The 25,334-nt window shown below is 44.4% G+C and carries 25 protein-coding genes; 12 read left to right on the forward strand and 13 right to left on the reverse strand.

Annotated elements, in window-relative coordinates:
* The first annotated feature begins 78 nt into the window (after positions 1-78).
* The 3 genes from DS742_RS04630 to rbr all read left to right on the forward strand — a co-directional run bounded on the left by DS742_RS04630 (position 79) and on the right by rbr (position 1,692).
* The gene (locus tag DS742_RS04630; protein WP_117415851.1) at positions 79-468 is read left to right on the forward strand and encodes a Fur family transcriptional regulator; all 390 of its coding nucleotides are present in this window, start codon (positions 79-81) and stop codon (positions 466-468) included.
* 115 nt (positions 469-583) lie between these two features.
* A complete protein-coding gene (locus DS742_RS04635; protein WP_117415852.1) occupies positions 584-1,126 on the forward strand; it encodes an NADH peroxidase in 543 nt (180 codons plus the stop codon).
* A 29-nt stretch (positions 1,127-1,155) separates the two neighbouring features.
* A complete protein-coding gene (gene rbr / locus DS742_RS04640; protein WP_117415853.1) occupies positions 1,156-1,692 on the forward strand; it encodes a rubrerythrin in 537 nt (178 codons plus the stop codon).
* A gap of 91 nt (positions 1,693-1,783) precedes the next feature.
* Here the strand turns inward: rbr and DS742_RS04645 are convergent, their stop codons facing one another.
* The 9 genes from DS742_RS04645 to DS742_RS04685 all read right to left on the reverse strand — a co-directional run bounded on the left by DS742_RS04645 (position 1,784) and on the right by DS742_RS04685 (position 13,366).
* A complete protein-coding gene (locus DS742_RS04645; protein WP_117415854.1) occupies positions 1,784-2,815 on the reverse strand; it encodes a glycosyltransferase family 2 protein in 1,032 nt (343 codons plus the stop codon).
* Between the two features lie 29 nt (positions 2,816-2,844).
* Positions 2,845-3,984 (reverse strand): M20/M25/M40 family metallo-hydrolase, encoded by a 1,140-nt coding sequence (locus tag DS742_RS04650; protein ID WP_170313364.1) that lies wholly within the window; start codon positions 3,982-3,984, stop codon positions 2,845-2,847.
* 135 nt (positions 3,985-4,119) lie between these two features.
* Positions 4,120-5,019 carry a fumarylacetoacetate hydrolase family protein gene (locus DS742_RS04655; RefSeq protein ID WP_117415855.1) on the reverse strand — a complete coding sequence of 300 codons (900 nt, stop codon included), beginning with the start codon at positions 5,017-5,019 and terminating at the stop codon, positions 4,120-4,122.
* A 12-nt stretch (positions 5,020-5,031) separates the two neighbouring features.
* The gene (locus tag DS742_RS04660; protein ID WP_375340383.1) at positions 5,032-5,598 is read right to left on the reverse strand and encodes a glycerol-3-phosphate responsive antiterminator; all 567 of its coding nucleotides are present in this window, start codon (positions 5,596-5,598) and stop codon (positions 5,032-5,034) included.
* Positions 5,599-5,812: 214 nt separating this feature from the next.
* On the reverse strand, positions 5,813-6,175 hold the full coding sequence (locus tag DS742_RS04665) for a DUF1667 domain-containing protein (RefSeq protein ID WP_117415857.1): 363 nt from the start codon (positions 6,173-6,175) through the stop codon (positions 5,813-5,815).
* A 1-nt stretch (position 6,176) separates the two neighbouring features.
* Positions 6,177-7,442 (reverse strand): NAD(P)/FAD-dependent oxidoreductase, encoded by a 1,266-nt coding sequence (locus DS742_RS04670; protein ID WP_117415858.1) that lies wholly within the window; start codon positions 7,440-7,442, stop codon positions 6,177-6,179.
* A 1-nt stretch (position 7,443) separates the two neighbouring features.
* Positions 7,444-8,892: an NAD(P)/FAD-dependent oxidoreductase gene (locus DS742_RS04675; protein WP_117415859.1), complete on the reverse strand. Its 1,449-nt coding sequence runs from the start codon at positions 8,890-8,892 to the stop codon at positions 7,444-7,446.
* A gap of 182 nt (positions 8,893-9,074) precedes the next feature.
* A complete protein-coding gene (gene glpK / locus DS742_RS04680; RefSeq protein ID WP_117415860.1) occupies positions 9,075-10,574 on the reverse strand; it encodes a glycerol kinase GlpK in 1,500 nt (499 codons plus the stop codon).
* A gap of 185 nt (positions 10,575-10,759) precedes the next feature.
* Positions 10,760-13,366 (reverse strand): cation-translocating P-type ATPase, encoded by a 2,607-nt coding sequence (locus tag DS742_RS04685; protein WP_117415861.1) that lies wholly within the window; start codon positions 13,364-13,366, stop codon positions 10,760-10,762.
* A 265-nt stretch (positions 13,367-13,631) separates the two neighbouring features.
* On the opposite strand from DS742_RS04685, the gene DS742_RS04695 reads away from it, so the two are divergent.
* The 9 genes from DS742_RS04695 to DS742_RS04735 all read left to right on the forward strand — a co-directional run bounded on the left by DS742_RS04695 (position 13,632) and on the right by DS742_RS04735 (position 21,901).
* Positions 13,632-14,114 carry an S-ribosylhomocysteine lyase gene (locus tag DS742_RS04695; RefSeq protein WP_117415863.1) on the forward strand — a complete coding sequence of 161 codons (483 nt, stop codon included), beginning with the start codon at positions 13,632-13,634 and terminating at the stop codon, positions 14,112-14,114.
* A 252-nt stretch (positions 14,115-14,366) separates the two neighbouring features.
* Positions 14,367-14,768 (forward strand): RrF2 family transcriptional regulator, encoded by a 402-nt coding sequence (locus DS742_RS04700; protein ID WP_117415864.1) that lies wholly within the window; start codon positions 14,367-14,369, stop codon positions 14,766-14,768.
* 54 nt (positions 14,769-14,822) lie between these two features.
* Positions 14,823-16,706 (forward strand): anaerobic carbon-monoxide dehydrogenase catalytic subunit, encoded by a 1,884-nt coding sequence (gene cooS, locus DS742_RS04705; RefSeq protein WP_117415865.1) that lies wholly within the window; start codon positions 14,823-14,825, stop codon positions 16,704-16,706.
* 11 nt (positions 16,707-16,717) lie between these two features.
* A complete protein-coding gene (locus DS742_RS04710; protein ID WP_117415866.1) occupies positions 16,718-17,167 on the forward strand; it encodes a 4Fe-4S dicluster domain-containing protein in 450 nt (149 codons plus the stop codon).
* The gene (locus DS742_RS04715; RefSeq protein ID WP_117415867.1) at positions 17,167-18,399 is read left to right on the forward strand and encodes an NAD(P)/FAD-dependent oxidoreductase; all 1,233 of its coding nucleotides are present in this window, start codon (positions 17,167-17,169) and stop codon (positions 18,397-18,399) included. The genes DS742_RS04710 and DS742_RS04715 overlap by 1 nt, the downstream gene beginning before the upstream one ends.
* A 141-nt stretch (positions 18,400-18,540) precedes the next feature.
* Complete coding sequence (locus DS742_RS04720; protein ID WP_242996392.1) at positions 18,541-19,011, forward strand: Nif3-like dinuclear metal center hexameric protein; 471 nt, start codon at positions 18,541-18,543, stop codon at positions 19,009-19,011.
* 112 nt (positions 19,012-19,123) lie between these two features.
* Positions 19,124-20,296, forward strand: a complete 1,173-nt coding sequence (locus DS742_RS04725) for a macrolide family glycosyltransferase (protein WP_117415868.1) — start codon at positions 19,124-19,126, stop codon at positions 20,294-20,296.
* A gap of 20 nt (positions 20,297-20,316) precedes the next feature.
* Entirely contained in the window at positions 20,317-20,856 is a 540-nt protein-coding gene (locus DS742_RS04730) for a PadR family transcriptional regulator (protein ID WP_117415869.1), read from the forward strand.
* An 82-nt stretch (positions 20,857-20,938) separates the two neighbouring features.
* On the forward strand, positions 20,939-21,901 hold the full coding sequence (locus tag DS742_RS04735) for a hydroxyacid dehydrogenase (protein WP_117415870.1): 963 nt from the start codon (positions 20,939-20,941) through the stop codon (positions 21,899-21,901).
* Here DS742_RS04735 and DS742_RS04740 read toward each other — a convergent pair.
* From DS742_RS04740 to DS742_RS04755, 4 genes are read right to left on the reverse strand one after another with little or no spacing between them, the layout of a single operon-like run.
* The gene (locus tag DS742_RS04740; RefSeq protein ID WP_117415871.1) at positions 21,898-22,572 is read right to left on the reverse strand and encodes an HAD family hydrolase; all 675 of its coding nucleotides are present in this window, start codon (positions 22,570-22,572) and stop codon (positions 21,898-21,900) included. The two genes, DS742_RS04735 and DS742_RS04740, sit on opposite strands and share 4 nt — an antisense overlap.
* Positions 22,565-23,698, reverse strand: a complete 1,134-nt coding sequence (locus DS742_RS04745) for an SIS domain-containing protein (protein WP_242996393.1) — start codon at positions 23,696-23,698, stop codon at positions 22,565-22,567. The genes DS742_RS04740 and DS742_RS04745 overlap by 8 nt, the downstream gene beginning before the upstream one ends.
* Positions 23,698-24,531: a PTS system mannose/fructose/sorbose family transporter subunit IID gene (locus DS742_RS04750; RefSeq protein ID WP_117415872.1), complete on the reverse strand. Its 834-nt coding sequence runs from the start codon at positions 24,529-24,531 to the stop codon at positions 23,698-23,700. The genes DS742_RS04745 and DS742_RS04750 overlap by 1 nt, the downstream gene beginning before the upstream one ends.
* Positions 24,531-25,322 carry a PTS mannose/fructose/sorbose/N-acetylgalactosamine transporter subunit IIC gene (locus tag DS742_RS04755; RefSeq protein ID WP_117415873.1) on the reverse strand — a complete coding sequence of 264 codons (792 nt, stop codon included), beginning with the start codon at positions 25,320-25,322 and terminating at the stop codon, positions 24,531-24,533. Before DS742_RS04755 ends, DS742_RS04750 begins: the two co-directional genes overlap by 1 nt.
* Between the last annotated feature and the right edge of the window lie 12 nt (positions 25,323-25,334).

Below are 25,334 nucleotides of genomic sequence, written 5' to 3' on the forward strand. Positions count from 1 at the left end.
TATCATGAATAATTCGGGCTATATTATTAAATAGTAACAATTACTACTATAATTATCGTTTACAGAAAAGGAGCGGCCATGAAAACATTAAAGTACAGCCGTCAGCGGGAATCTATTAAGACCTGTTTAATGGCGAGACACGATCACCCCACTGCCGACGCCTTATACACATCGATACGCGAAGAATTCCCCAATATCAGCCTTGGTACCGTCTACCGGAATTTAAATCTTCTGGTGGAACTGGGGGAAATTCAGAAGCTGACCTGTGGAGACGGCGCCGATCACTTTGATGCAGATACATCACCGCATTATCATTTTGTGTGCAGGAAATGCGGGCAGGTGTATGATCTGCCTATGGAACCAATGGACAGCATTAATCATCTGGCTCAAAAACATGCGGAGGGTCAGGTCGACAGTCACAAGATTTATTTTTACGGCACTTGTAATGATTGTTTGGAAAATAATTGATAATTTCTCTTGACACGGGATAAAACATGTGGTAAATTAATATCAGTAATCATTATTGTTATTGATTGCCAAAACATTACAAATAAAAAATTAAAATAAAAGGAGACATGAGATCATGAAAAAATGGGTTTGTACAGTATGCGGTTATGTTCACGAAGGAGAGACAGCTCCTGAATTCTGTCCAGTATGTAAAGCTGGTTCTGAGAAATTTAAATTACAGGACGAAGATATGTCCTGGGCCTGCGAGCATGAGATTGGTGTAGCTCAGGGTTCTCCTGAAGATATCATGAAGGATTTAAGAGCGAACTTTGAAGGTGAATGTACCGAGGTTGGCATGTACCTTGCCATGTCCAGAGCTGCTCACAGAGAAGGCTATCCTGAAATCGGCTTATATTACGAAAAGGCTGCTCACGAAGAGGCTGAGCATGCTTCCAAGTTTGCTGAATTATTAGGTGAATGTGTATCCTCCAGCACAAAGAAGAATCTGGAATTAAGAGTAGCAGCTGAAAACGGCGCAACAGCAGGCAAATTTGATCTTGCTAAGCGTGCCAAAGCATTGAACTTAGATGCAATTCATGATACCGTACATGAGATGGCTAAGGATGAAGCACGCCACGGAAAAGCGTTCAAAGGCTTACTGGAAAGATACTTCGGCTAAATCCATTTTCAAACAGGAGGGTTTTTGCGATGTCTAAATATGCGGGTACAAAAACAGAACAGAATTTAAAGGATGCATTTGCCGGTGAGTCCATGGCAAGAAATAAATATACTTTTTATGCATCTGCTGCAAAAAAAGCCGGATATGAGCAGATGGCTGCGTTATATCTGGAAACTGCAGACCAGGAGAAGGAGCATGCCAAGATGTGGTTCAAAGAACTGCACGGCATCGGCACTCCACAAGAGAACCTTGTGGATGCTGCAGAAGGTGAAAACTACGAATGGACTGATATGTATAAGAGAATGGCTGAAGAGGCCAGATCAGAAGGGTTCACAGAGCTTGCACTGAAGTTTGAATTTGTCGGCAAGGTAGAAGCCGCTCATGAAAAGAGATATTTAAAGCTGTTGGACAGCTTAAAGAATGATAAAACCTTTAAGGGCGATGCTCCCCTTGGCTGGAAGTGCCGTAACTGCGGTTATATCCATGAGGGTGCGGATGCACCTGAGATTTGTCCGGTATGCGCTCATCCGAAAGCCTATTTTGAAAGAAAAGCTGAAAATTACTAAAGCACTGCCGTAAACTCTCCGTTACAGGCAGAAATTTGGCAGAAGTCATAAGAGACCAGACTCTTTTGACTTCTGCCACGTTTTATATCCCCTAATCTCTTAACGCTTCCTTCTCCACTGCATTCTGGGCAAGTTCCTGATACAGCTTTGACTGTGTGATATCTCCTGACAGTTCGTAACATCTGGCGAGCTTAAGAAGAGGAAGTTCCTTTGAATACCTGATATTCAGTTCACATTCCGTTTCATAAGCTGCGTTATAAAACCAGATCACTGCTTCCTGCAAATCTCCCATTTCCATAAAATACTCTCCGACATCGTAACAGACCTCCGCGCTTGCTTTCCCGCAGGCAACATTTTTCAGTGCATTTTTTAAGATCTGGGCTCCATCCTGCTTAATCCTTCCGCATCTTGTCAAAACACACTGTATGATTTTTAACTCTTCTTCTGCCCTGTCTTCTGACAACAGGCTGGTAAAATAATCTTCCGCTTCCAGAAAATCCTGATCCTCTCCGGAAATAAACAATTCTCTGGCATACATGGAACGAAGCTTCTTAGAGAGAGGAATTCCTTTTGTTATAAGCTTTCTGAAAATACCAAAATCACGCTTTGAATGATTACCCTCCGGCATATGTATAATTTCGATTTCGCTGTCAAATATGACCGGATCTAACCGGACTGTCTCATGAACCGGATCCTGCCACTCAAATCTGCGGTTTCTTTTAAATAATTTGGGGCGGTACTCGCAATCAAAGTTATACGTTGTATTAAACTGCAGCTGATTGGTGTATTTCATTTGCACGATTTCTATCTCGGGCAGGATACATTGCTTTAAATCCATAAACCGCTTTCTGTTTTCCTCATCAATGACCTCATCGGCATCCGCCACATAGATATAATCCATCTCTGCTTTTTCAAAAGAAAAATTTCTTGCTGCAGCAAAATCATCCACCCAGGTAAAATCAAAGATTCTGCACCCAAACTGTTTTCCGATCTCTTTTGTTCTGTCTGTTGATCCGGTATCTACAAGAACTATCTCATCAACCAGATCTTTCAGGCTTAAAAGACAGCGGGCCAATACGTTTTCTTCATTTTTTACAATCAGGCATGCACTGACAGTAATCATCTTCTTTGTACCTCATCTCTTTCATTTTATTAAAAACAGGATAATATCAGTTCAAATACAACGCGGTACCCTTCTTTTAAACTGGCAATATCAACCCATTCCTGACGCGTATGGGCTCCGCCTCCTCTGACAGCCCCAAAACAGATACTGGGAATTCCCTGTGAGAGGGGAATATTGCAGTCTGTAGAACCGCATCCCTTCTGAGGCTTAGTTCCTGTATGCTTTTTTACCACTTCTAAAACCTTATTGATCATATGCTCCTGCTTTATGGGATCGACTCCACTGCTGCAGGGGCGCTCACCCACGAGAACTGTGTTTACTTCTACCTGATTCGTCCGGCAGCTTTCTGCAACAGCCATAAAATGCTGCTCCATAAACTCCAGATCTTCCATGCTGTCTGACCGGAATTCATAAAGCATCTTTGCCTGCTGGGCAATGGTGTTAACTGAGGTCCCCCCAGAAATGGTTCCCACATTATAGGTGGTTTTCGTCTTTGTTTCCGGGACCCTTAATGTATAGAGGGTGTCAATCATGGAAGCCAGACAGGCAATTGCATTGCGGTTCCCGAATTTCGTAAAAGAATGTCCGCCTTCTGTCAATACCTCCACCTCATATCTTCTGGAGCCTACGGCATCCGTTGTGATACGGTCCATATAGCCGTCTATGGAATAGAATTCTCTGATCCGGTCTCCATACTCCTTGACAATCTGCCTGGAACCTTTTAGATTTCCAAGACCTTCCTCTCCTGCGTTGGCAATGAGAAGCAGTCCGCAGTCCGGGGGAGTGATTTTTTTACCGGCTATGTATTTGGCACACATAAGAAGTGCACATAGATTGGCCGTATCATCTCCGATTCCGGGAGCTTTTATTCTTCCGCCTTCAACCACAACAGGCAGAGGCGCTGTATCGGGAAAGACCACATCTGTGTGGGTCATAAATACAACAACAGGGTTGTCTTTGGTACATCCTATGGGATAGACCACATTAAGAGCCGAATCAATATAGACATTTTCCGCCCCCTGGCTTAACAGCCAGTCCCGGCAGTACTCAGCTCTTTTTTCTTCCTGATTGGAAGGTGCAGGTATCTTTCCGAGTGTCAGCAAAAGCTCATAAGTCTCGCTGCTGTGCTCCTCAATATAATCCAGTATTTCCAATGATAACTGATCCATTGTTTATCCCTCCGTTTTTATATATTTTATCACTTTTATCCGCTTTGTACAGCAGGTTTGATTTTACCGGGTAGAGAAAAAGTGTACAACGGCAGATATGCAACTGTACACTTCAAATAATTCTAATTTATTCTATTATATGACGCGGTTTTTAATGGAACCAATTTCTTCTATTATGCATTCCACTTCGTCACCAACTGACAGAAATGCAGGGGGATTAAAGCCCATTCCCACCCCTTTTGGTGTTCCGGTGGATATAATTGTTCCGGCCTTCAGCGTCATTCCTCTTGACAGTTCACTGATGATGTGATCGATTTGAAATATCATCAGACGTGTATTGCTGTCCTGCCTCAGTTCTCCGTTTACCTTTGACTGAATGGATAGCTCAGGCGGATAGGAAATGGAATTGGATGTGAGAATACAAGGGCCCATGGGAGTGAATCCGTCCAGGCTTTTTCCGAAATACCACTGCTTGTGAGCTGTCTGTATATTACGTGCGCTCACGTCGTTGATGATGGTATAACCAAATATATAATCTGCTGCCTTCTCTGCAGGCACATCTTTTGCGTCTTTTCCCATAATGACAGCTAACTCTGCTTCATAATCCAGGCTGTCCACCATATCACAGTGACTTAATATATCACCATAAGGGGCCACTGCTTCATTCACTCTCTTGGAGAAGTAGACTGCATAATTTCTTTCTCTGTCAAACGCCTCTTTTTTATAGCGCGCTGACTCCTCGGCATGTTCCATGTAATTAAGACCCAGACAGATAATATCCTGATCTGGTGTCAGAATTGGGGCCAGAAGGGTGACTTCTTTCATCATAGCCGCTCCTACGATGTTGCTGCTGTAAGGATCCAGCCCAGATGCATGTTCAAGCAAGTCCCGTTCTGACTGGCTCAGTCCCTTTACAACTTCCAGCATCTCTCTGTATTCCATACCGAAGGCCTTCAGAGGGAAAACCCACATCCCATCCCTGCTCACGACTCCGATATCTCTTCTACGGTCAACCTCGTAAGTAACTAATTTCATAAAATCCTCCTTTTACATGAACCATAACTCTTCCCTGGTGGTAGAGATCGCATCTGCTCCTGCGTGAAAAGCAGCCATGATATCCTTCTTGTCCGATATCAGCCCGCCGGCGATGATAGGAATGTTGGTATATCTGCGGATCTCTTCCAGTGCTTTGGGCATGACTCCAGGCATGATTTCAACCATATCCGGATGGAAGGTGTCAATCTGCTTTTTTGTCGTACTCATGGCAAGCGAATCGATGATAAAAGTTCTCTGAATCCCGAATAATCCCAATTCCACCGCACGCTTTACAAGCAGCGGCTTCGTACTGATGATTCCGTCAGCACAGGTATTTTCCTTAATGAAATCTACCACGATCTCTTTTGAACTGAGACCATGGGTCAGATCTGCATGTACCATGGCGTACTTTCCATGCTCTTTTATCTGCCGTACGATGTTTCCGATGTTTAAAATACTTCCGTATAGAACAAACACGACCTGGCACTCTGACTCAAAGCACCGCTTCAGCCCGCCTTCATCCTTTACCGCCGCAATCACCGGAGATGCCTCCAGCAGCTCAATTGCTTTCATTTTTATCCCTCCGCACCCAAAAAACTATGGATCTTGTTCTACTTTATCAATCCTGACCACCACCGTCAAGAAATTTTTTTGTCTTTCTTTATTTTCTTTCGAAAGTAAAGTCTCTTTCCATTCTTTTCCCGCAGATGACTGATTAAAATAAACCCGCAGCAAAGGCGCTTTTGACCCAAAGGGAAATCGGGCGGCATTTGCTGCGGATTTTACTGATCAATTATGATCTTTTTACATTTCTTGCGGCTACGATAGATACTCCGGTACCAGCACAGTTTTCAATGATTATATCTCCGATGGCAACCGGGGCTTGAACGGAGGCATTTTGAATTTCTTTCATACAATCAAATATTTTGCCTTTTGGAATATCTGTTTTTGTTTTTACAGGTACCATGGCAAATTCTCCGTCAACCACTCTTACAGTAGATGTTACCACCCTGGTCGGGCTTAAGACTTCTTTCTCCCCGTACTCTGCACCTCTTGCACAGGAATTTCCAGTCACAGTCACTGCACCGTTTTCGATACGTACGGTCAAAGGGCAGCCCAGGGGACAGCAGATACAGATCAGTTCACGTTCTTCCATTTTAATCCTCCTCTGTGCAGATTACGATTTCTGCCAAATCCGGATATTTCTCCAGACTTTCTTTCTTTATTGCTACCTGCTCCATCTCTCCTGGTGCAAGGACCTTTTTCTTTTTGTGATAAACCCGTTCATCGCCATAATAAATGCTGATATAGCGGTCCCGGTACACGTCTGAAACACGGAAACGGATCTTCCACTGATCTGCATCGGAGTCCCTGTTCACATACTGGGGAACTGTATAGCGGACACCGTTTACAGCACGGATCCTGATATCGGAAGAAGCGGTTTCCTGTTTTCGGGAACCTGCAAAGGCTGCCGCACTTCTTCCTGCAAGAGCAGCCTCTTCGGAAACATAATCCACCAGATCATGAACATGGAGTACATTACCGCAGGCAAACACTCCGCTTATGCTGGTCTCCAGACGGTCATTGACCACTGGACCGCCAGTAATCTGGTCAAGATCGACTCCGGCGCTTTTTGACAGCTCATTTTCCGGAATCAGCCCTACAGACAAAAGAAGTGTGTCGCAGGAATAATATTCCTCGGTTCCGGGTATGGGCCTGCGCTTTTCATCCACTGCAGCAAGCGTAACTCCGGTTACCCGCTCTTTTCCATGAATCTCTATCACCGTATGGCTTAATTTCAACGGAATTCCATAGTCATCGAGGCACTGCACGATGTTTCTCTTTAACCCGCCGGAATAAGGCATAAGCTCTGCAACCACCTTTACCTTGGCACCTTCCAGAGTCATACGTCTTGCCATAATAAGGCCGATGTCTCCTGACCCCAGTATCACCACTTCTTTTCCCACTTCATAACCGTCTAAGTTCATGAGGCGCTGGGCAGTTCCTGCGGAATAGATACCTGCCGGACGATATCCCGGTATATTAAGGGCTCCCCTCGGGCGTTCCCTGCAGCCCATGGCCAGGATCACAGCACCTGCTTTTATCTGGATTAAACCCTCTTCCCGGTTAATAACCGTCAGTACCCTGTCACTGCTGATAGAAAGAACCATGGTGTTTAGTTTATACGGAATTTGTTCCTTTTCAACCATGTCAATGTAGCGGGACGCATATTCCGGTCCTGTCAGTTCTTCTTTAAATGTATGAAGTCCAAATCCGTTATGAATGCACTGATTTAAAATACCACCCAGGTGACCTTCCCGTTCCAGAATCAGTATATCCTCAGTGCCCGCTTTCCTTGCAGCCGCAGCCGCAGCCAGACCTGCAGGACCTCCTCCGATAATAACGATATCATGCTCTGTCATGTCACTTTCCTCCTTGTCTTTTCCCAGTCAGTAAATTGGAACCAGGTCTGTTTTTGCAGATATCTTCCATGTTTTTTCCTGTTTCCCTTGCAAGAATTTCCATTGTCTTCGGGATACAGAACCCTGACTGGCACCGTCCCATTCCTGCACGAACCCTGCGTTTAATTCCATCCACGGAAACTGCCCCTAAGGTTCTGTTCACCGCATCTGCAATCTCTCCTTCGCTGACGCCCTCACAACGACAGATGATATTTCCGTATCTCGGATCCTTTTTAATCAGTTCTCCACGCTCTTCCAGGGAAAGCTTCTGGGGATTGATAATGCCTTTTCTTGTTTCAATGAAGTTTTCCTTCTTCTGTGCATTGGCTTTCCCGGCTATCTGTTCTGCTAAATAAACACCTACTGCGGGAGCGCTTGAAAGTCCCGGAGACTCCATCCCTGCCGCATCAAAGAAACCGTCTGCATCGGGCACCTCTCCAACAACAAAGTCGTCTCCTTCCTCATGGGCACGAAGACCTGAAAAAGAGGTGATAACCTGACGGAACGGAATGTTATTCACGCCCCAGGCCGCTTTTTCCATAATATCGGAAAGTTCCTGCGCAGTTGTAGATGTCTCTTCCTTGTCGGTTACATTCACTGCAGTCGGTCCTGTCAGAAGATTGCCGTGAACCGTAGGCGTTACCAAGACACCTTTTCCCATCTTTCCGGGAAGCTGGAATATGGTATGGCTCACCAGATTCCCTGCTTCTTTATCCAGCAGGCAGTAATCTCCCTTTCTGGGTATTATGTGAAGCTTTGTCTCACTGACCATGTTGTGTATCTGATCCGAGTAAACGCCTGCTGCATTGACCACATAGGAAGCGTGAATGATTTTGTCTCCGGATATTAAATCATAACCGGAATCAGTTTTGTTAATTGTCTCAATTTCTGTCTCAAATAAAAAATCCGTTCCATTGTCACAGGCATTCTCTGCCAGAGCTATGGTTAAGCCAAAGGGACATACGATTCCACCAGTTGGAGCATATAAAGCCGCTACTACGGTTTCTGACACACTGGGCTCCATGGCGCGGACTTGGTCCCCGGTCAGTATGGATAAATCAGGAACTCCGTTTTTTAAGCCTTTTTCGTACAGCGCATTGAGAGCCGGTCTGTCATCTTCAGAAAAGCAGAGAACCAGAGAACCGTTACGGACAAAGGAAAAATCAAGAGTCTCTGAAAGTTCTCCCATCATGCGGTTTCCTTCTGTATTAAATCTCGCCTTTAATGAGCCTGGCTCTGCATCATATCCTGCATGCACGATGGCACTGTTGGATTTTGATGTACCGGAGCAGACATCTTCCTCCCGCTCAATGACGCAGATTTTCAGCTGATAGCGGGACAGCTCCCTGGCAATGGCACAGCCCGTGACTCCGCCGCCGATGATCGCCGCATCGTAATTTAATTCCTTCATAATCAATCTCCTCCAAATCCGTGATAATTCCCGGTTCGCCGGGACTATAGAAAAAAAGAGTAAGGAAAATAAACGGATAGCTCCGTATCATAATCCTTACTCTTTCGTCTCAAAGGTTATTTATTTAGTTGTATTAATGCTAACATAATTTCATTCTGATTGTCAAGTGATTTGTATTCTTATTAATCCTCATCCTGAGACCAGTACAGGGCACATTTAACGGCTCGCTTCCAGCCCCTGATTCTCTTTTTGCGGCATTCATCTTCCATCTGCCTGTCGAAGGTTCTGGAGGCCTCCCAGTTCTGCCGGATCTCTTCCCTGTCCTTCCAGTACCCCACAGCCAGACCTGCCAGATATGCAGCGCCAAGCGCAGTTGTTTCGATGCAGGCCGGTCTGACAATCCGGGTGTCCAGTACATCTGCCTGGAACTGCATGAGAAAATTATTGGCACAGGCTCCGCCATCTACCCTCAGTTCTTTTAAATGAATCTGGGAATCCTGCTCCATGGCTTCAATAAGGTCATAAACCTGATAGGCCATGGATTCCAGCGTGGCCCGGATAAACTGCTCCTTGCTGGTTCCTCTGGTAACTCCCACTATGGTACCTCTGGCATACTGGTCCCAATAGGGAGCTCCTAGGCCTGCAAATGCCGGAACCACATAGACACCGCCCGTATCTTCCACTGCCTGTGCATATTCTTCTGTCTGGGACGCGGACCTCACCATACGCATGGCATCCCGCAGCCATTGTATGGCTGCACCTGCCACAAATACGCTTCCTTCCAGAGCGTACTGAATCCGGTCCTGATCACTGGCTGCAATGGTGGTCAGCAGCCCGTGTTCCGATTTTACCGCTTTTTCACCGGTATTCATAAGGAGAAAGCAGCCGGTTCCGTATGTATTTTTAACTTCTCCGGCTTCAAAGCAGCACTGTCCGAATAAAGCTGCCTGCTGGTCTCCTGCCGCTCCGGCAATGGGGATCTTCCCGCCCATCACATCTGAGGAGGTATAGCCGTATACGCAGCTGGACGGCTTTACATCCGGAAGCATGGATTTTGGTATATTAAAATAGTTAAGAATGTCTTCGTCCCAGCATTTTTTATGAATATCAAACAACATTGTTCTGGAAGCATTGGTATAATCCGTTACGTGAATACAGCCCTTGGTCAGATTCCAGATCAGCCAGCTGTCTACAGTTCCGAATAGCAGTTCTCCCCGCTCTGCCTTTTCTCTGGCTCCCTCTGCATGATCCAGAATCCATTCAATTTTGCTTCCGGAAAAGTAAGCATCCGGAATCAGACCCGTCCGCTCCCTGATCAGTCCATAAAGACCATCTTCTTTCAGGCGTTCAATGCGGTCAGCGGTTCTTCTGCACTGCCATACGATGGCGTTGTAAACAGGCTCCCCCGTCTCCTTATCCCATACAACAGTGGTTTCTCTCTGGTTTGTAATTCCAATTGCTGCAATGTCACTGTAATGCGCCCCAATTTTCCCCATGGCCTCCATGGTAACGGAAAGCTGTGATGACCATATCTCCATAGGATCGTGCTCCACCCAGCCTGGTTTTGGAAAAATCTGCCTGAATTCTTTTTGTGCTTCGCTGCAGATGCCCCCTTTCTCATCAAACAGTATGCAACGGGAACTGGTGGTTCCCTGATCCATAGCAATCACATATTTTCCCATGATTCCTTCCCCTTCCATCTTCTTTCATTTCGTTAATTTTTTACCAAACAATAAAGAAAGAGCCTTGGAAATGTACGGTTCCCCGCAATCATCACCTGGCTCTGTCATCTCTTAGGCTTTTTATAAATAACACAATTTTATACTACCACGCGGACAAAAATATGTCAAGTTCTACAAAAAAAACCTTAGTGCAGGCTTTCCCGTATTGTTTTTATCGCCTGAATCACCAGTGTGGGAAGGATTGCAAATATAAAAATGCTTATAAACTGCCTTCCTGTCAGATCCGCCACAAAAAAAAGATCATGCAGTGCGGGGATAAAAAGAACCGCTGCCAGAAGAACTGCTCCCGCCTCAAATGCCATAATACTCCATAAATTACTCATAAATCCTATTTTTAAAATGGAGTGACTGCTGCGGCAGTTAAAACCGTGAAACAGTCTGGCAAGTGTCAGCGTGGAAAATGCCATGGTACTGGCTGCAGCCTCACTTCCGGTTATCAGTCCGGTGCTGTAGGAGGCCATGGTGCAGACCGCAATCAGTGCCCCCTGAAACAGGATCACAAGGATAAACCTTTTTGTTAATATTCCTTCCTTGGGATTTCTTGGCTTCTGGGACAGCAGATCTGCTTCCGCCTGCTCCATTCCGATTGCAATGGCAGGAAGGGAGTCTGTCAAAAGATTGATAAACAACAGATGCACCGGTGCAAATGGCATGGGGAGTGCCATAAGGGAGGTATAAAGCACGCATAAAATTCCAGCCATATTTCCTGAGAGCAGGAACTTGATGGCATTTCGGATATTCCGGTATACATTACGTCCGTTTGCAACCGCTTTGATAATTGTGGCAAAATTATCATCAGTCAGGATCATGGAGGAGGCTTCCTTTGAAACCTCAGTTCCCATCTGTCCCATAGCAACACCTATGTCCGCCTGCTTTAACGCAGGAGCATCATTGACACCGTCCCCTGTCATGGCTACAATATGGCCCTTTTTCTGCCATGCACGGACAATTCTTATTTTATGTTCCGGTGAGACGCGGGCATAAACACTGATGGACTCCAGCCTGTGTCCCAGCTCATCTTCCGACATATCATCAAGCTCCGGACCGCTGACTGCCAGGTCATCTTCCTCCAAAATACCAATCCGTTCCGCTATGGCTGCTGCCGTAATTTTATGATCTCCCGTAATCATGACCGGGGAGATTCCCGCCCTTCGGGCATTGGTGACAGCATTTCTGGATTCGGGACGGGGAGGATCCATCATGGATACCATGCCAAGAAATGTATATCCGATTTCTGAATTTTCCGAAAGTTTCTCCTGGTTATCTATTTCCCTGCAGACAAACGTGAGTACCCGCAGTCCCTGGGCGGAAAACATCATGTTCTGTTCCATAAGCATCTGTTTATCACCGTCTTTTATCGGGCGGATTCCTTCGGAAGACCAGATATGGGTTATCCTGGGAAGCAGTATATCTACTGCACCTTTTGTAAAGAGAATATTCTTGCCTTCTAAATAGTGAAGGGTACTCATGAGCTTTCTTCTGGAGTCAAAGGGAACTTCTCCTAATCTGGGGTGGCAGGATCTGACAGCTTCATCATCTACCCCTGCACGCTCCGCCATCTGGAGCAGTGCGGTCTCTGTAGGTTCACCTGTAAGAGCACCATTAACGTGACTGGAGTCATTGTTTAAAACAGCATCGTATAGTAAATATTTATGTACGGGAATCTCAGGCTTCAGCATTTCCGGAAGATAAAGTCTGTTATTAACAAAAACCTGCTGCACTGTCATTCGGTTCTGTGTGAGGGTTCCTGTTTTATCAGAACAGATGACGGATACACACCCCAGACTTTCTACCGCTTTTAAATCCTTGATAATGGCATTTTCTCCTGCCATCTTCTGGGTTCCCATCGCCTGTACGATGGTAACAATGGAACTGAGCGCCTCAGGTATGGCAGCAACAGCCAGTGCAACCGCGAACATAAGAGAATCCAGAATTGGCATTTTTCTGTATATATTTAATCCAAAAACAATGGCACAGATAAATAAAATAGCCGCTGCCAGTCTGCTTCCAAACTGGTCCAGGCTCACCTGGAGAGGAGTCTTTTTCTCTCCTGTATCATTCATTAATGAGGCGATTCTGCCGATTTCCGTATTCATGCCCGTTCCGGTGACGACTGCCATGGCCCTGCCCGCTGCAACCTGGGAGCCGGAGAAAACCATATTGGACTGTTCTGCCAGGGGAACCTTTTCCATGCGCAGTCTACCCGTATGTTTTTCTACATTGACTGATTCTCCGGTCAGGGAACTTTCATTGACCAGCAGAGAATAATTTTCCAGTATACGGCCGTCTGCAGCCACCAAATCTCCAGCCTCTAATAAAAGAATATCCCCAGGCACGATTTCTTCCGACAGGACTTCTTTATTTTTTCCATCCCTTCTCACCCATGCGACAGGTGCAGATAATGACATCAGACTGTCTAAAGATTTTTCTGCTTTCTGGTGCTGTACAGTTCCAAGAATTGCATTAAGCAATAAGACTGCAAAGATTACTCCGGTGCTCTCCACGTCACCAGATACCATGGAGATTACCGCTGCTATAATCAGAATGATGACTAATAAGTCTTTAAACTGATCCAGAAATACTTGAAAGGCACTTTTTCGTTTTGCTTTTTTCAGCAGATTGGGACCATGTATCTGCCTGCGCCTGAGAATTTCTTCGGAATTCAGTCCATTCCTGTCAGCATGAAGCTGTTTAAGGACTTCATCCTCTGATAAACGAAACCATTCTTCCATTAATGACGCTCCTTCCCATTTCTCCTACTATGGTATGAAACAGGAAGGGAGTTTCATGAATGATTTTCCCGGCTTCAGCAGGCTGCTGTTTTCTATTCCTGCTCTGCAAAAGACGGATAGGTCATATATCTGAATCATACAGACCCATAAAACAGCTCCATGCAATTGTTTCTATTGCATGGAGCTGCTTTTTTTATTATAATCTGACTGAAGACAGACAATTTATGGACCGGCTTAACAGCCTTTCAGAAAGGACCTGATTATTATGGAAAAAATAACAAGCTTTACCATCAATCATTTAAAGCTTCTTCCAGGTATCTACGTCTCCCGCAAAGATAAAGCAAATGATACCGCAATTACTACTTTTGATATCCGTATGACAAGACCGAATTTTGAACCGGTTATGAATACGGCAGAGATACACACCATCGAGCATTTAGGGGCTACGTTCTTAAGAAATCATGAATCCTTTGCTTCCAAAGTCTTATACTTTGGACCAATGGGCTGCCGCACAGGTTTCTATCTTCTCTTAGCCGGCGATTACAAATCCAGGGATATCGTGCCGCTCATTACTGAGATGTATGAATTCATACGTGACTTTGAGGGTGAAATCCCCGGCGCCGCTGCCAGAGACTGCGGAAACTATCTGGATATGAACCCTGGCATGGCGAAATATCTTGCAAGGAAGTTTTTAGATACTGTTCTTTACGGAATCGATGACGAGCACCTCATTTACCCGGCAGATTAGCGGCTGTTTCCAGGCCCCATATTGCCCCTGCCTCCTTTGCGGCCCCCGTTTGAAATCACAACAGAGTCAAGCGTCAGTTCGGTCTGTTCTGAACCGGCCGTGAGGGTGCAGGTGCTGCCGGTCTGCAGTCTGGAACTGCTTATGACAACCGAAGAACAGATCTTTCACAGCTTGCAGGTATGCAAAAAATCTTATTGATAAAACTTGACCATTTAGGTGCAGTATGTTAATCTTATAACGTGGAGGTGCTATATGCTCATTACCAGAGAATGCGATTATGCCATAAGGATCATAAGAGCCTTATCATCGGGTGATATCATGAACGTTCCTACGATCTGTGAAAAAGAATCCCTCACTTCCGCCATTACTTATAAGATGGCACGAAAGCTGGAGAAGGCGGGATTAATTAAAAGCTATCGTGGAAGCGCTGGAGGCTATGCCTTAAACTGTGATCTGGAACGCACAACTTTATATGATATTCTCACTGTCATAGATTCTAAAATGCTGCTGATTGAATGCATGCAGTCCGGCTATGACTGTTCCGTGAACCAGCCCAAGCAGCCATGCCTGGCTCACAGAGAATTCTTAAGAATTCAGATGAATCTCAATAAAGAACTGAAAGAGTGTTCTTTGGCGAAGCTGCTGCACGGATAATTTTTTTATTTTAATCTTTACCAAAATGGTATAGAATCAAAAGGAGGAAAAACAATGAATCAATGTTACGGGTGCAATACCTGTCAAAGCGCCGACAAACCTTTAGAAAAATTCATCTCTGCCTTACCTATGGAAACTTCTCATCACAGGGTGGAAAAACAAAGTACCAAATGCGGGTTTGGTCTTCAGGGAGTCTGCTGCAGACTCTGTGCCAACGGTCCATGCCGGATTACACCGGACGCTCCCCGTGGAATCTGCGGAGCGGATGCAGACACCATTGTCGCCAGAAACTTCTTAAGGGCGGTGGCTTCAGGAAGCGGCTGTTACATACACATTGTTGAAAATACAGCATTAAACCTAAAAAATACAGCAAAAGTAAAGGGCGAATTAAAGGGCTTAAAATCCCTTGACCATCTGGCAGACATCTTCGGAATCGTGGAATCTGATGTGTACAAAAAGGCGGAAAAAGTCGCTGATGCAGTAATTGCTGATATTTATAAACCGGAATATGTGGAAATGGAGCTGACAGAAAAAGTTGCTTATGCTCCAAGAGTTGCCCGCTGGAAAGAGCTTGGAATCATGCCGGGAGGAGCAAAATCCGAAGTATTTAAGGGTGTGGTCAAATGTTCCACCAATTTAAACTCCGATCCCTTAGATATGCTGGTCGACTGTTTAAGGCTGGGAGTCTCCACAGGTGTTTACGGACTGACTCTGACAAATCTTTTAAATGATGTGCTGCTTGGACAGCCGGAGCTTCGCATGGCTCCCGTAGGACTTCGCGTTATTGATCCGGATTATATCAACATCATGATCACCGGCCACCAGCACACTATCTTTGTTGATTTACAGGAGCAGCTTATCACCCCGGAAGCAGTTGCCAGGGCAAAGGCAGTTGGTGCCAAAGGCTTTAAGCTGGTAGGCTGTACCTGCGTGGGACAGGATCTGCAGTTAAGAGGTGCCCATTACCAGGAGGTATTTGACGGTCATGCAGGAAACAATTACACCAGCGAGGCTATCCTTGCAACCGGTGCCATTGATGCGGTTCTTTCTGAATTCAACTGCACGCTCCCCGGTATTGAGCCCATCTGTGATGAACTTAAAATCAAGCAGATTTGTCTTGATGATGTAGCGAAAAAATCCAATGCGGAACTGATGAAGTTTGACTTTGACCACCGCAGGGAACAGAGCGAAAAAATCATGGACAAAGTTATAAAATCCTATCAGGAACGCCGTGGCCAGGTACCATTAAATCTTCTTCCGGACCATGGGTATGAAAACACCCTGACCGGAGTCAGCGAAGGTTCTTTAAAGGACTTCCTGGGCGGAAGCTGGAAGCCGCTCATTGATTTAATCGTATCCGGAGATATCAAAGGTATTGCAGGAGTGGTGGGCTGTTCTAACTTAACAGCGGGAGGACATGACGTCCTTACCGTAGAGCTGACAAAAGAGCTGATCGCGAAAGATATTATTGTACTGACTGCAGGGTGTTCTTCAGGCGGTATTGAAAACTGCGGCCTTATGACACCGGAAGCTGCAGAATTTGCAGGCCCCAAATTAAGAGAGGTGTGCAAAAAACTGGGAATTCCGCCAGTTCTTAATTTCGGTCCATGCCTTGCCATCGGACGTCTTGAAATCGTTGCTACTGAAATTGCACAGGAGCTGGGAGTCGATCTTCCCAAACTTCCCCTTGTTCTTTCTGCAGCACAATGGCTGGAAGAACAGGCTCTCGCAGATGGCTGCTTCGGCCTTGCCCTGGGCCTTCCGCTTCATTTAGGACTTCCTCCCTTTGTGACAGGAAGCAAGGTTGCTGTTAAGGTTCTCACTGAAGGTATGAAATCACTGACCGGGGGACAGGTAATTATTAATAATGACGCTGTGGAAAGTGCGGGCATACTGGAAAAAATCATTATGGAGAAGCGGACCGGTCTTAATATATAGGAGGAGGGCATATGAAACGGATATTCATTGATGAAGCCAAATGTGACGGGTGTAAGAACTGTGTTCTCGCCTGTATGCAGGCACATAGAAAAGATGGCGGAAGCATTTATGATCTGGATTTAACCAATCCGGAAAATGAATCCAGAAATCACATCGTCATGAAAGGGAATGGTCACTATGCTCCCATCTTCTGCCGCCACTGCGACCAGCCGGAATGTGTGATGTCCTGTATGAGCGGAGCTCTTGTAAAGGACGAAGAATCCGGTCACGTTTATTACGACGAAGAAAAGTGCGGTTCCTGCTTTATGTGCGTGATGAACTGCCCATACGGCGTATTAAAAGCGGATACAACCACAAAAACCAGGGTGATTAAATGTGATTTCTGCTTTGATCACGGCAGCGAGCCAAGCTGTGTAAAAGCTTGTCCGACCAAAGCGATCTATGTTAAGGAGGTGGAATGATGACTCATGTAATTATCGGCGCAGGAGCAGCCGGCATCTCGGCTGCAAAGACCATCCGAAAGCTGGAACCGGAGGCGGATATCATCATGGTGTCAGTTGACGACCAGGTCCATTCCCGGTGTATGCTTCATAAATACTTAAGCCATGAGCGGGATGAGGCATCTCTTTCTTTTGTCCCTGCAGATTTCTTTGAAACACTTGGAATCACATGGCTGAAAAACAAAGAAGCAGTACATATAGACCCAAAGAAGCAGTCCGTATTGCTGGATGATGGCACAGAACTTAACTTTGACCGTCTTCTTATTGCAACTGGCGCTCATAGCGTTATCCCTCCCATAGTTAATTTAAGGGAAGCAAAAAATGTATTCGGTCTCCGTAATTTAAGCGATGCAAGGCAGATCCGGAAATTTGCCCAGACTGCAGACAGAATTCTTATATTAGGTTCCGGACTTGTAGGCATGGATGCCGCTTACGCATTTCTGGAGCAGAAAAAAGAGGTGACTGTTCTGGAACTGGCTGACCGGATTCTTCCAAAGCAGCTGGATGAAAAAGCCGGTAAAGCCTATCAGAACTTATTTGAACAGCATGGCTGCAAATTCATACTGGACCGTAAAGTGGTTTTAACTACTATGCCGGAAAATGATAAAATAAACTCTGTCATGCTGGATGACGGAACGATTCTGGAGTGTGACATGATCGTTGTCGCCGCCGGAGTGCGCCCTGCAACAGACTGCACAGAAAATTGTGAAATTGCCGTTGACCGCTTTATCAAGGTTAATGAATGCATGGAAACATCCTGCAAGAACATTTATGCTGCAGGAGACGTGAACGGAATAGCTGCCATCTGGCCCAATGCCATGAAACAGGGTTACACAGCCGCCTGCAATATGTGCGGGATTCCCACATCTTATGAAGATCCTTACGGCATGAAAAACACCATGAATTTTTATGGCCTTACAACTCTTTCTTTAGGAGACGGAATCGCCAGAGACGGAGATCAGGTTCTTTCTCAGGAGGACTCCGGATGCTACAAAAAAGCAATCTTACGTGATGGGCGCTTACAAAGTATTATGATCCAGGGTCCCATTGATTACAGTGGTCTTTATCAGTATCTGATAAAGAACCAGATATCTCTTGATGCAGTGAAGACTGATGTCTTTCATCTGTCTTTTGCAGACTTTTATGGAACAGATTCCCGCGGACAGTATACTTATACAATGAATGCTAATTAATGAAGCAGCAGAGCAGCCGGTGATTTCACTCAGCCGATGCCCTGCTGCTTTTTTATTTCATAAAAACCGGAAGATATTTTTTTACCACCAGTGAATCCTCTACATAAAACTGGCCGTTGCAGTAACAAAATAATCCCTGCTGTGAGCCTGGCCCGTGCCTTAGGCCTGGAGATCACGCAGCCCTTTTGCCAATATGATGAGAATACAAAAGTCGGAGTCATATGTAAAACTTCATTAAAGCTGATACGTGATGTACAAAAACTTATCGAAAAAACAGTGGGGCATGAGTGCCGGCTTTATCCATATGGAGAAGATGCTTTAAAAGAAGGTCTGGTGGCTGTCGCAGCCGGGGGCGGGAGTTATCCTTTTGCCGCATCGGAAGTTGCTGATAGAGGAATCAATTGTTATATTACCGGTTTTACAAGACCCTTGCCGCATTTTGAACCCACTATGGAATTTCATAAAATTGCAAGAGATCATTCAATCAATGTCATCGGCGCGACACATTATTCTACAGAAAAATTTGCCTGTATGGCGATGGTTGATTACTTCAGGTCCTGCGGCCTGCCTGCGGAATTTCTGGCTGGGAGCTGGTATCTGGAAGACCTATAATACATTCTGCTAATAATCAGCAGTTTTGTGGATTCTTTAATAAATTAGTTGACAACTATATCACTCTGATATAAAATCCAAGATATATCAGAGTGATATAAGGAGGGACTGAATGAATATTTTATTTGTAAATGCAAATCTGTACGGACATATTAATCCGACACTTGGACTGGTTAAGAAGCTTACAGAAAGAGGAAATAAAGTAGATTATTTTTGCTCAGCTGAATTTTCAGGGCAGGTGGCAAAGTCCGGTGCAAACTGGATTGACTATGGCAGAGGTCTGAATCTGTTTTTAAAGAATTACCGGCCCACGGACCGACATCCGTTTTACATGTTGATGGAATATATTCTTTCATACGATGAAGTCATGTTGCCCCAGATACTGGATATTATAAAAGAACGAACATATGACTTAATCCTCTGTGATTCAATCTTTGGAGGCGGATGCTTTTTAAAGCACCTCACTCACATACCTGTTATTTGTTCCCACTCCTCTTTTGCCATGAGCCATGCACCAGTACCACAGCGTATGCTCATGCCTGGAACTCAGCCCCAGCTGGATCACTGCCTTCAGGTATTGAACAGAATCTGTAACTGTTATAAAATAGAAACACCGGCACTGGAAGAAGTTTTTATAAGCAGGGGGGATCACAATATCGTATATACAACAAGGGAATTTAATGGAGATGACGCAGTAAAAGAACCCCAATATTTATTTGCCGGTCCGTCGATGGAGCGGACGCAGGATACAGAGTCTGTGGACTTATCCGGTATTGGAAGCAGAAAACTGCTGTATATATCACTTGGCAGTCTGAATACATATTTCCTGGAGTTTTATAAAATATGCATTCGTGCATTCCGTGATACAGACTATTATGTGTGCATGTCCATTGGAACAAAGTGCGAAGTCACCCAATTAGGAGAAATACCGCAAAACTTTCTGGTAAAAAATGTTCTTCCACAGCTTGAGATTTTAAAAAAAGCGGACGCATTCATCACCCATGCAGGCTTTAACAGTGTGAATGAAGCATTATACTTTGGAGTTCCCATGCTTGCTTTACCCCAGGTCAATGATCAGCATATGACAGCCAAAAGGCTTGTATGCATGAATCTCGGTTTATCAGAAAACATAAAAGAAATATCAGCGGAAAAACTAAAAGATCAGGTACAGCAGCTTCTCTCAAATGAAACGATAAAGGAAAACTGCCTGATAATTTCTCAGGAAATGAAACGCTGTGCGAATTGGGAACTTACAGCTGAAAAACTGGAGAAATACGCAAAATAAATAAAAGAAGGGAATTCATAATGGCATTAAAAAACAAATCCTTATATGCAATATTAGGAATCTTAAATGTCTCGCCCGGCACCGGCTATGACATAAAAAAATACTGCGACACAGTACTATCAGGATTCTGGAATGAAAATTTTGGCCATATTTATCCAACTCTGAAAAAAATGCTCTCAGATGAATTGGTAGAGATCATCTCAAACGAAAAGAATGAGAAAAAAATACTGTACCGGATCACTCCGAAGGGCCAGGTGGAATTAGAATCCTGGCTTATGGAAGAAACGGAGTTACAGCCGATGCGCTCTGAATTTATGCTGAAATTATTATTCTCCAGCAGTCAGCCAAAAGAGCACATCATTAAAATGCTGGAAGACTATAAACAAATCCATGTGAAAAAGCAGGAAAAATACCTGGCCATGCAGCATGATCTGGATCAGGGAATAGAGGAAATATCCGAGGAACGATCCCGTTTTTTAAGGGCTATGCTCCGCAGAGGAATATTATCCTGTGAAGCCACCATTTGCTGGTGTGATGAGACCATGGAATCCGGACTATAACAGATTAGCTTGAAACCCTGTATGGCCTGTGTTACTATCATCTATAAGATAAAATGGTAACTCTTCCAGAAAGGAATCAAATATGTTTAAAGTGCTGATCCCAAGAACTATCTCTCATACAGGTACAGACTACTTAAAGAAAAAAGGCTGCGAGCTTATATTATCTGCTCCGGCATCTGCAGATGACCCATTATTTGAACAGTGCCATGCCATACTTACAGGTCCCACCAGGAAGTTCCGGTACGATAAAACTTTGCTGGACCGATGTAAAAATCTGAAAGTGATTTCCAGCTTCAGTGCAGGAGTAGACTATATCGATACCGCCTACGCAGAAGAACTTGGCATCCAGGTGACCAATTCCGGAAATGCCAACTCCAATGCCGTAGCAGAACATACCATTTATTTCATCCTTGCCTGTGCAAAGAACCATCAGATTATGTCTGATGCCGTGAAAAAAAGCGACTTTTCAATCCGAAAGGATGTTTTTAACATAGAGCTGTCCGGTCTTACCCTGGGACTCATTGGCTTTGGAAATATTGGAAAACTGGTAGCAAAAAAGGCGGCTTTGGGATTGGATATGAAGGTCATCGTTTATGATCATCATTTAACTTGCGGCAATGCACCGTTTGGTGTTCTTCCGGTGTCTTCTCCGGAAGAAGTCTACCGAAATGCGGATTTTATTTCCCTTCATGTTCCTTATACTGAAAAAAACAGATACATGATAGCGAAAGAGCAGCTGGATATGATGAAACCATCCGCTTTCTTAATCAATGTCTCCAGGGGAGGTTTGATCCAGGAGGAAGATTTAATCCAGGCGGTAAAAGACAAAAAAATAAAAGGAGCTGCTCTTGATGTGTTCGAAAAGGAGCCCCTTCCTGCTGACAGTGGACTGCTGCTATATGACAACATTGCTGTCTCTCCCCACTGCGCCGCCAATACAAGGGAAGCTCTTGACTGTATGGAGCTTTTTGCTGCTATGGATATCTGGAGAGTCTTAAACGGAGAAAGACCGGAATTTCCGGTCAATCATCCAATATTGTTCTAAGTGTAAATCTGAAGCTGATAAGGCTGGCTCTCCAGGTAGCTGATAACCTCCTTCAGATTTGGCAGTATCCTAACCGTTCTCTGTTTATCCGCATGATCTGGCTGTATGGCATCTGGTATCATCACTACAGAGCAGCCGGCCTGGAAGCCAGCCAGAACACCATTGGGAGAATCCTCTAAAACCAGGCATTCTTTTGGCTCTCTACCCATCTGTTTTAACGCTTTTATGTATATCTCCGGATCTGGTTTGCTCTTTGCTGCCATATCTCCATAAATGCACACATCAAAATAATCAGCAACCCCTTCCATAGTAAGATATCTGCGGGCCGGCTCTTCAGGGGTAGAAGTCGCGACTGCCATCTGATATCCTTTTTCCTTCAAATATTCCAGAAGTTCTGTAAGCCCTGGCTTATGAGGTAAACCATGAATCCCAATGTATTGCTCCATGTATTCGATTCGAGATTTTCGTATTCTCATAAAGTCGAATTCCGGACCAAATTTCTTATAAAACAGATCTTGAACAAGGGCCTGATTTGCTCCGCGCATTGGATTTAAATCCTCTTGTTTTATCACATAGCCAAATTGTTTCCCTGCATACTCCCATGCTGTATCATACAGTTTTTCCGTATCAAACATCAATCCGTCCATATCAAAAATAACTGCTTTAATCATTCGTTTCTCCGTTATCTTCTGAATACTGATCCCTGATGCCGTCTAATACTTTGCTTCCGATCTTCTTATGAAATTCCGGATCTTTTGGTATATCCGGATTTATGCCAAGATCCTGGGGTGCAAGACAGGCAATCACTTGCAGCGGAATAATATATTCCCACGGAGAAAATAAAGGATCCTCTGTAAATTCACAGATCAGATCTTTTGAAGATGCTTGAAGCATTCCCTCAGGGGAAGCAATCATGTAGTGATGAGGGGTCCATTCATTTAAAATGTTTACCAGCTTCTGAACCCTTGGTTTATAATCACCTTGGGAAGCCAGGTAAAAAATATGAGATGTTTCCGTAATGGAGTTATAAATACCATGAAAAAACTCTTCTATATCATAACCGGTTACTCCCTGACGAACTGTTTCCAGAATCTTTAACGCACCTTCCAGTACATCGGCATACATACCATCATAACCTACTACAATAATTCTTTTTGCAGGAAGGAATTCTTCCTTTATCCGCCCATACCATTTAGTGGCCTCTGCTGTAATCATCTCCATATTTGCAATCACACGAAACATCCGTTGGAAATAATCCTGAGCAGCCGTTTCCGTTACAATCCCCTTCGCAATTGCCCATTCTGTCAGCATCATCATGAGTGTTACAGTAGTGCCTGCATATCCTTTTGTTTTTGCACCGCATTTCTCATTTCCCACAAAAAGCCTTGTTGCAGTATCTGCATGTTCAAATATAAGAGCCGTAGGATTTTCCGACAATGCTGCTGTATAAAGTCCCCGTTTTGCGGCCGAATCCAAGCCTGAAACCGTGGAAAGGCTCTGCCCTCCCTGAGATATGCCGATTACCAGGGTGTTCTTGTTAAATATTTTTTCATTCCGTTCAAATTGTGTGGGATAACAATTAAACACCTTAATATTAAGTATTTCCTCAAGGTAAGCTTTGGCTGAAAGTCCAGCGTGATAACTGGTTCCAGAGCCGATCACATATATCTGATCAATCGTCTTGTCCTGGTAAAATGTTACGAATTCTTTTGTTATCTCTTTTCTCCGCTTAATTATATCCATAAGCACCAGAGGAGTTTCACAAATATAATCATACATTTTTGATTTAAAATTCATTATAATATTCCTAAAAACGCACAGATTATGCCGGCTGCAATTATACCGAACATGACTGTTACTGTTTTATACCCTTTCTTTAATAATCCGTAAATTCCAAATGTAAGAAGAAGCGGAAGAATCTTTGGAAGAATCTGATCAAATACTCCTTGTAACTCAACCTTCGTCTCACCAATACTTAGAACCAGAGGGGTTGAAAATGCCACCATTGATGCAATCATTGCACCAACTACACAAAGCCCTATAATTTTGGCACAATTAGTAAGTATTTCGACCATTCCCGAAGTCTGTGCTGTTTCAATAAAGTTAATTCCGCTCTTATATCCCAGTTTTAGTCCATAATATCTCACCAGATAATGAGGAATATTAAATATGAGCAAAAACAGAACAGCTCCCAGAAGGCTGCCTTTTGAGGCCAGACCACACCCCACTCCTGCTGCTATGATACGGAATGTGCCCCAGAAAAATGAATCTCCAATCCCCGCAATGGGTCCCATCAAAGCGGCTTTTAATGCTGTAATTGATTCAATATCAAAGCCTTCTTCTGATTTTTTATTCTGCTCTTCTAAGGCCACACAGGCACCGGTAATAAAGCTTACCACTTGAGGCGTTGTATTAAAAAAGGAGAGATGACGCTTTAATGCTTCTTTTGCTTTTTCCTTCTCTGGATACAAACGCTTCAATACTGGTATCATAGAATAACAAAATCCCACATTCTGCATGCGTTCATAGTTAAAGCATCCCTGTAATGGAAAAGAACGCCAGAAAGTCTTTCTCATGTCAGATTTAGTAATAAGGCTGTTTTCGGTATACGCTTCATCCATACGGCTCATTATAATTCACCTCCCAGATCATCAGACATAGACTGAGTCATTGCATATGCCATCTGTTCTTTTTTTCTTTGTGTCGCAGACTGATAGACCGTATAAGCAATAACCGCTCCCACAATTGCAACACCAACTGTGCTTATTCCAAGTAATGCGGTTAACACAAAGCCAACAAAAAGATAGGCTGCATTTGTTTTGTCAAAAATAAGCTGCATAAGAATTGCAATTCCTAATGCCGGCAGCATACCGCTTGCAATTTTTAAGCCATTTAATATAAAAGCAGGAAGTGCGGCTACAAAAGCAGCAATGGTATTGGACCCCAGAATCACCCCAAGAAAAACCACCAGGAATGAGCTGATCCAAAACAGCCATGCTCCTGACCAGAATGCTTTTGAAACTCCCCTGTAATCCCCCTCCTCAGCTGCATTATCTGCCCAGTGAAGAAACGTGGCATTTATAGTTCTGTCTAATATTCCCACCGATTGAGCTAATGTTGCAATAGGAAGTGATAAAGCCACGGCTGCATCCATGTCAAGTCCCGACATAATAGCAAAAGCTGTAGCCAGAATTCCGCCCGATACAACATCCGGCGGTGTTGCCGCACCAATTCCCACAATTCCCATCATTACTAACTCAACTGCTGCCCCCATTACAATACCCGTATGTACATCCCCAAGCAGAAGCCCTACAATAGGACCGGTAACAATTGGGCGGTCAAACATATGCTGTCCGAACACCCGGCCATCCCAGATGGCAAAACCTGCAAGTATCCCCAGAAGCAACGCTTTAAATACCATATATTTCTCCTC

This window comes from Lacrimispora amygdalina (genome assembly GCF_003432035.1).
Classification (GTDB): Bacteria; Bacillota; Clostridia; order Lachnospirales; family Lachnospiraceae; genus Lacrimispora; species Lacrimispora amygdalina.

Excerpts from the sequence above, each read along its gene's own strand:
- DS742_RS04645 (WP_117415854.1), bottom strand. The coding sequence starts at position 2,815 with ATGATTACTGTCAGTGCATGCCTGATTGTAAAAAATGAAGAAAACGTA.
- DS742_RS04735 (WP_117415870.1), top strand. The coding sequence starts at position 20,939 with ATGTTTAAAGTGCTGATCCCAAGAACTATCTCTCATACAGGTACAGAC.
- DS742_RS04650 (WP_170313364.1), bottom strand. The coding sequence starts at position 3,984 with ATGGATCAGTTATCATTGGAAATACTGGATTATATTGAGGAGCACAGC.
- DS742_RS04675 (WP_117415859.1), bottom strand. The coding sequence starts at position 8,892 with ATGAAGGAATTAAATTACGATGCGGCGATCATCGGCGGCGGAGTCACG.
- DS742_RS04740 (WP_117415871.1), bottom strand. The coding sequence starts at position 22,572 with ATGATTAAAGCAGTTATTTTTGATATGGACGGATTGATGTTTGATACG.
- DS742_RS04630 (WP_117415851.1), top strand. The coding sequence starts at position 79 with ATGAAAACATTAAAGTACAGCCGTCAGCGGGAATCTATTAAGACCTGT.
- DS742_RS04700 (WP_117415864.1), top strand. The coding sequence starts at position 14,367 with ATGCTCATTACCAGAGAATGCGATTATGCCATAAGGATCATAAGAGCC.
- DS742_RS04745 (WP_242996393.1), bottom strand. The coding sequence starts at position 23,698 with ATGAATTTTAAATCAAAAATGTATGATTATATTTGTGAAACTCCTCTG.
- DS742_RS04670 (WP_117415858.1), bottom strand. The coding sequence starts at position 7,442 with ATGACAGAGCATGATATCGTTATTATCGGAGGAGGTCCTGCAGGTCTG.
- DS742_RS04715 (WP_117415867.1), top strand. The coding sequence starts at position 17,167 with ATGACTCATGTAATTATCGGCGCAGGAGCAGCCGGCATCTCGGCTGCA.
- rbr (WP_117415853.1), top strand. The coding sequence starts at position 1,156 with ATGTCTAAATATGCGGGTACAAAAACAGAACAGAATTTAAAGGATGCA.
- DS742_RS04750 (WP_117415872.1), bottom strand. The coding sequence starts at position 24,531 with ATGAGCCGTATGGATGAAGCGTATACCGAAAACAGCCTTATTACTAAA.
- DS742_RS04695 (WP_117415863.1), top strand. The coding sequence starts at position 13,632 with ATGGAAAAAATAACAAGCTTTACCATCAATCATTTAAAGCTTCTTCCA.
- glpK (WP_117415860.1), bottom strand. The coding sequence starts at position 10,574 with ATGGGAAAATATGTGATTGCTATGGATCAGGGAACCACCAGTTCCCGT.
- DS742_RS04725 (WP_117415868.1), top strand. The coding sequence starts at position 19,124 with ATGAATATTTTATTTGTAAATGCAAATCTGTACGGACATATTAATCCG.
- DS742_RS04710 (WP_117415866.1), top strand. The coding sequence starts at position 16,718 with ATGAAACGGATATTCATTGATGAAGCCAAATGTGACGGGTGTAAGAAC.
- DS742_RS04730 (WP_117415869.1), top strand. The coding sequence starts at position 20,317 with ATGGCATTAAAAAACAAATCCTTATATGCAATATTAGGAATCTTAAAT.
- DS742_RS04655 (WP_117415855.1), bottom strand. The coding sequence starts at position 5,019 with ATGAAATTAGTTACTTACGAGGTTGACCGTAGAAGAGATATCGGAGTC.
- DS742_RS04635 (WP_117415852.1), top strand. The coding sequence starts at position 584 with ATGAAAAAATGGGTTTGTACAGTATGCGGTTATGTTCACGAAGGAGAG.
- DS742_RS04685 (WP_117415861.1), bottom strand. The coding sequence starts at position 13,366 with ATGGAAGAATGGTTTCGTTTATCAGAGGATGAAGTCCTTAAACAGCTT.
- DS742_RS04665 (WP_117415857.1), bottom strand. The coding sequence starts at position 6,175 with ATGGAAGAACGTGAACTGATCTGTATCTGCTGTCCCCTGGGCTGCCCT.
- DS742_RS04755 (WP_117415873.1), bottom strand. The coding sequence starts at position 25,322 with ATGGTATTTAAAGCGTTGCTTCTGGGGATACTTGCAGGTTTTGCCATC.
- cooS (WP_117415865.1), top strand. The coding sequence starts at position 14,823 with ATGAATCAATGTTACGGGTGCAATACCTGTCAAAGCGCCGACAAACCT.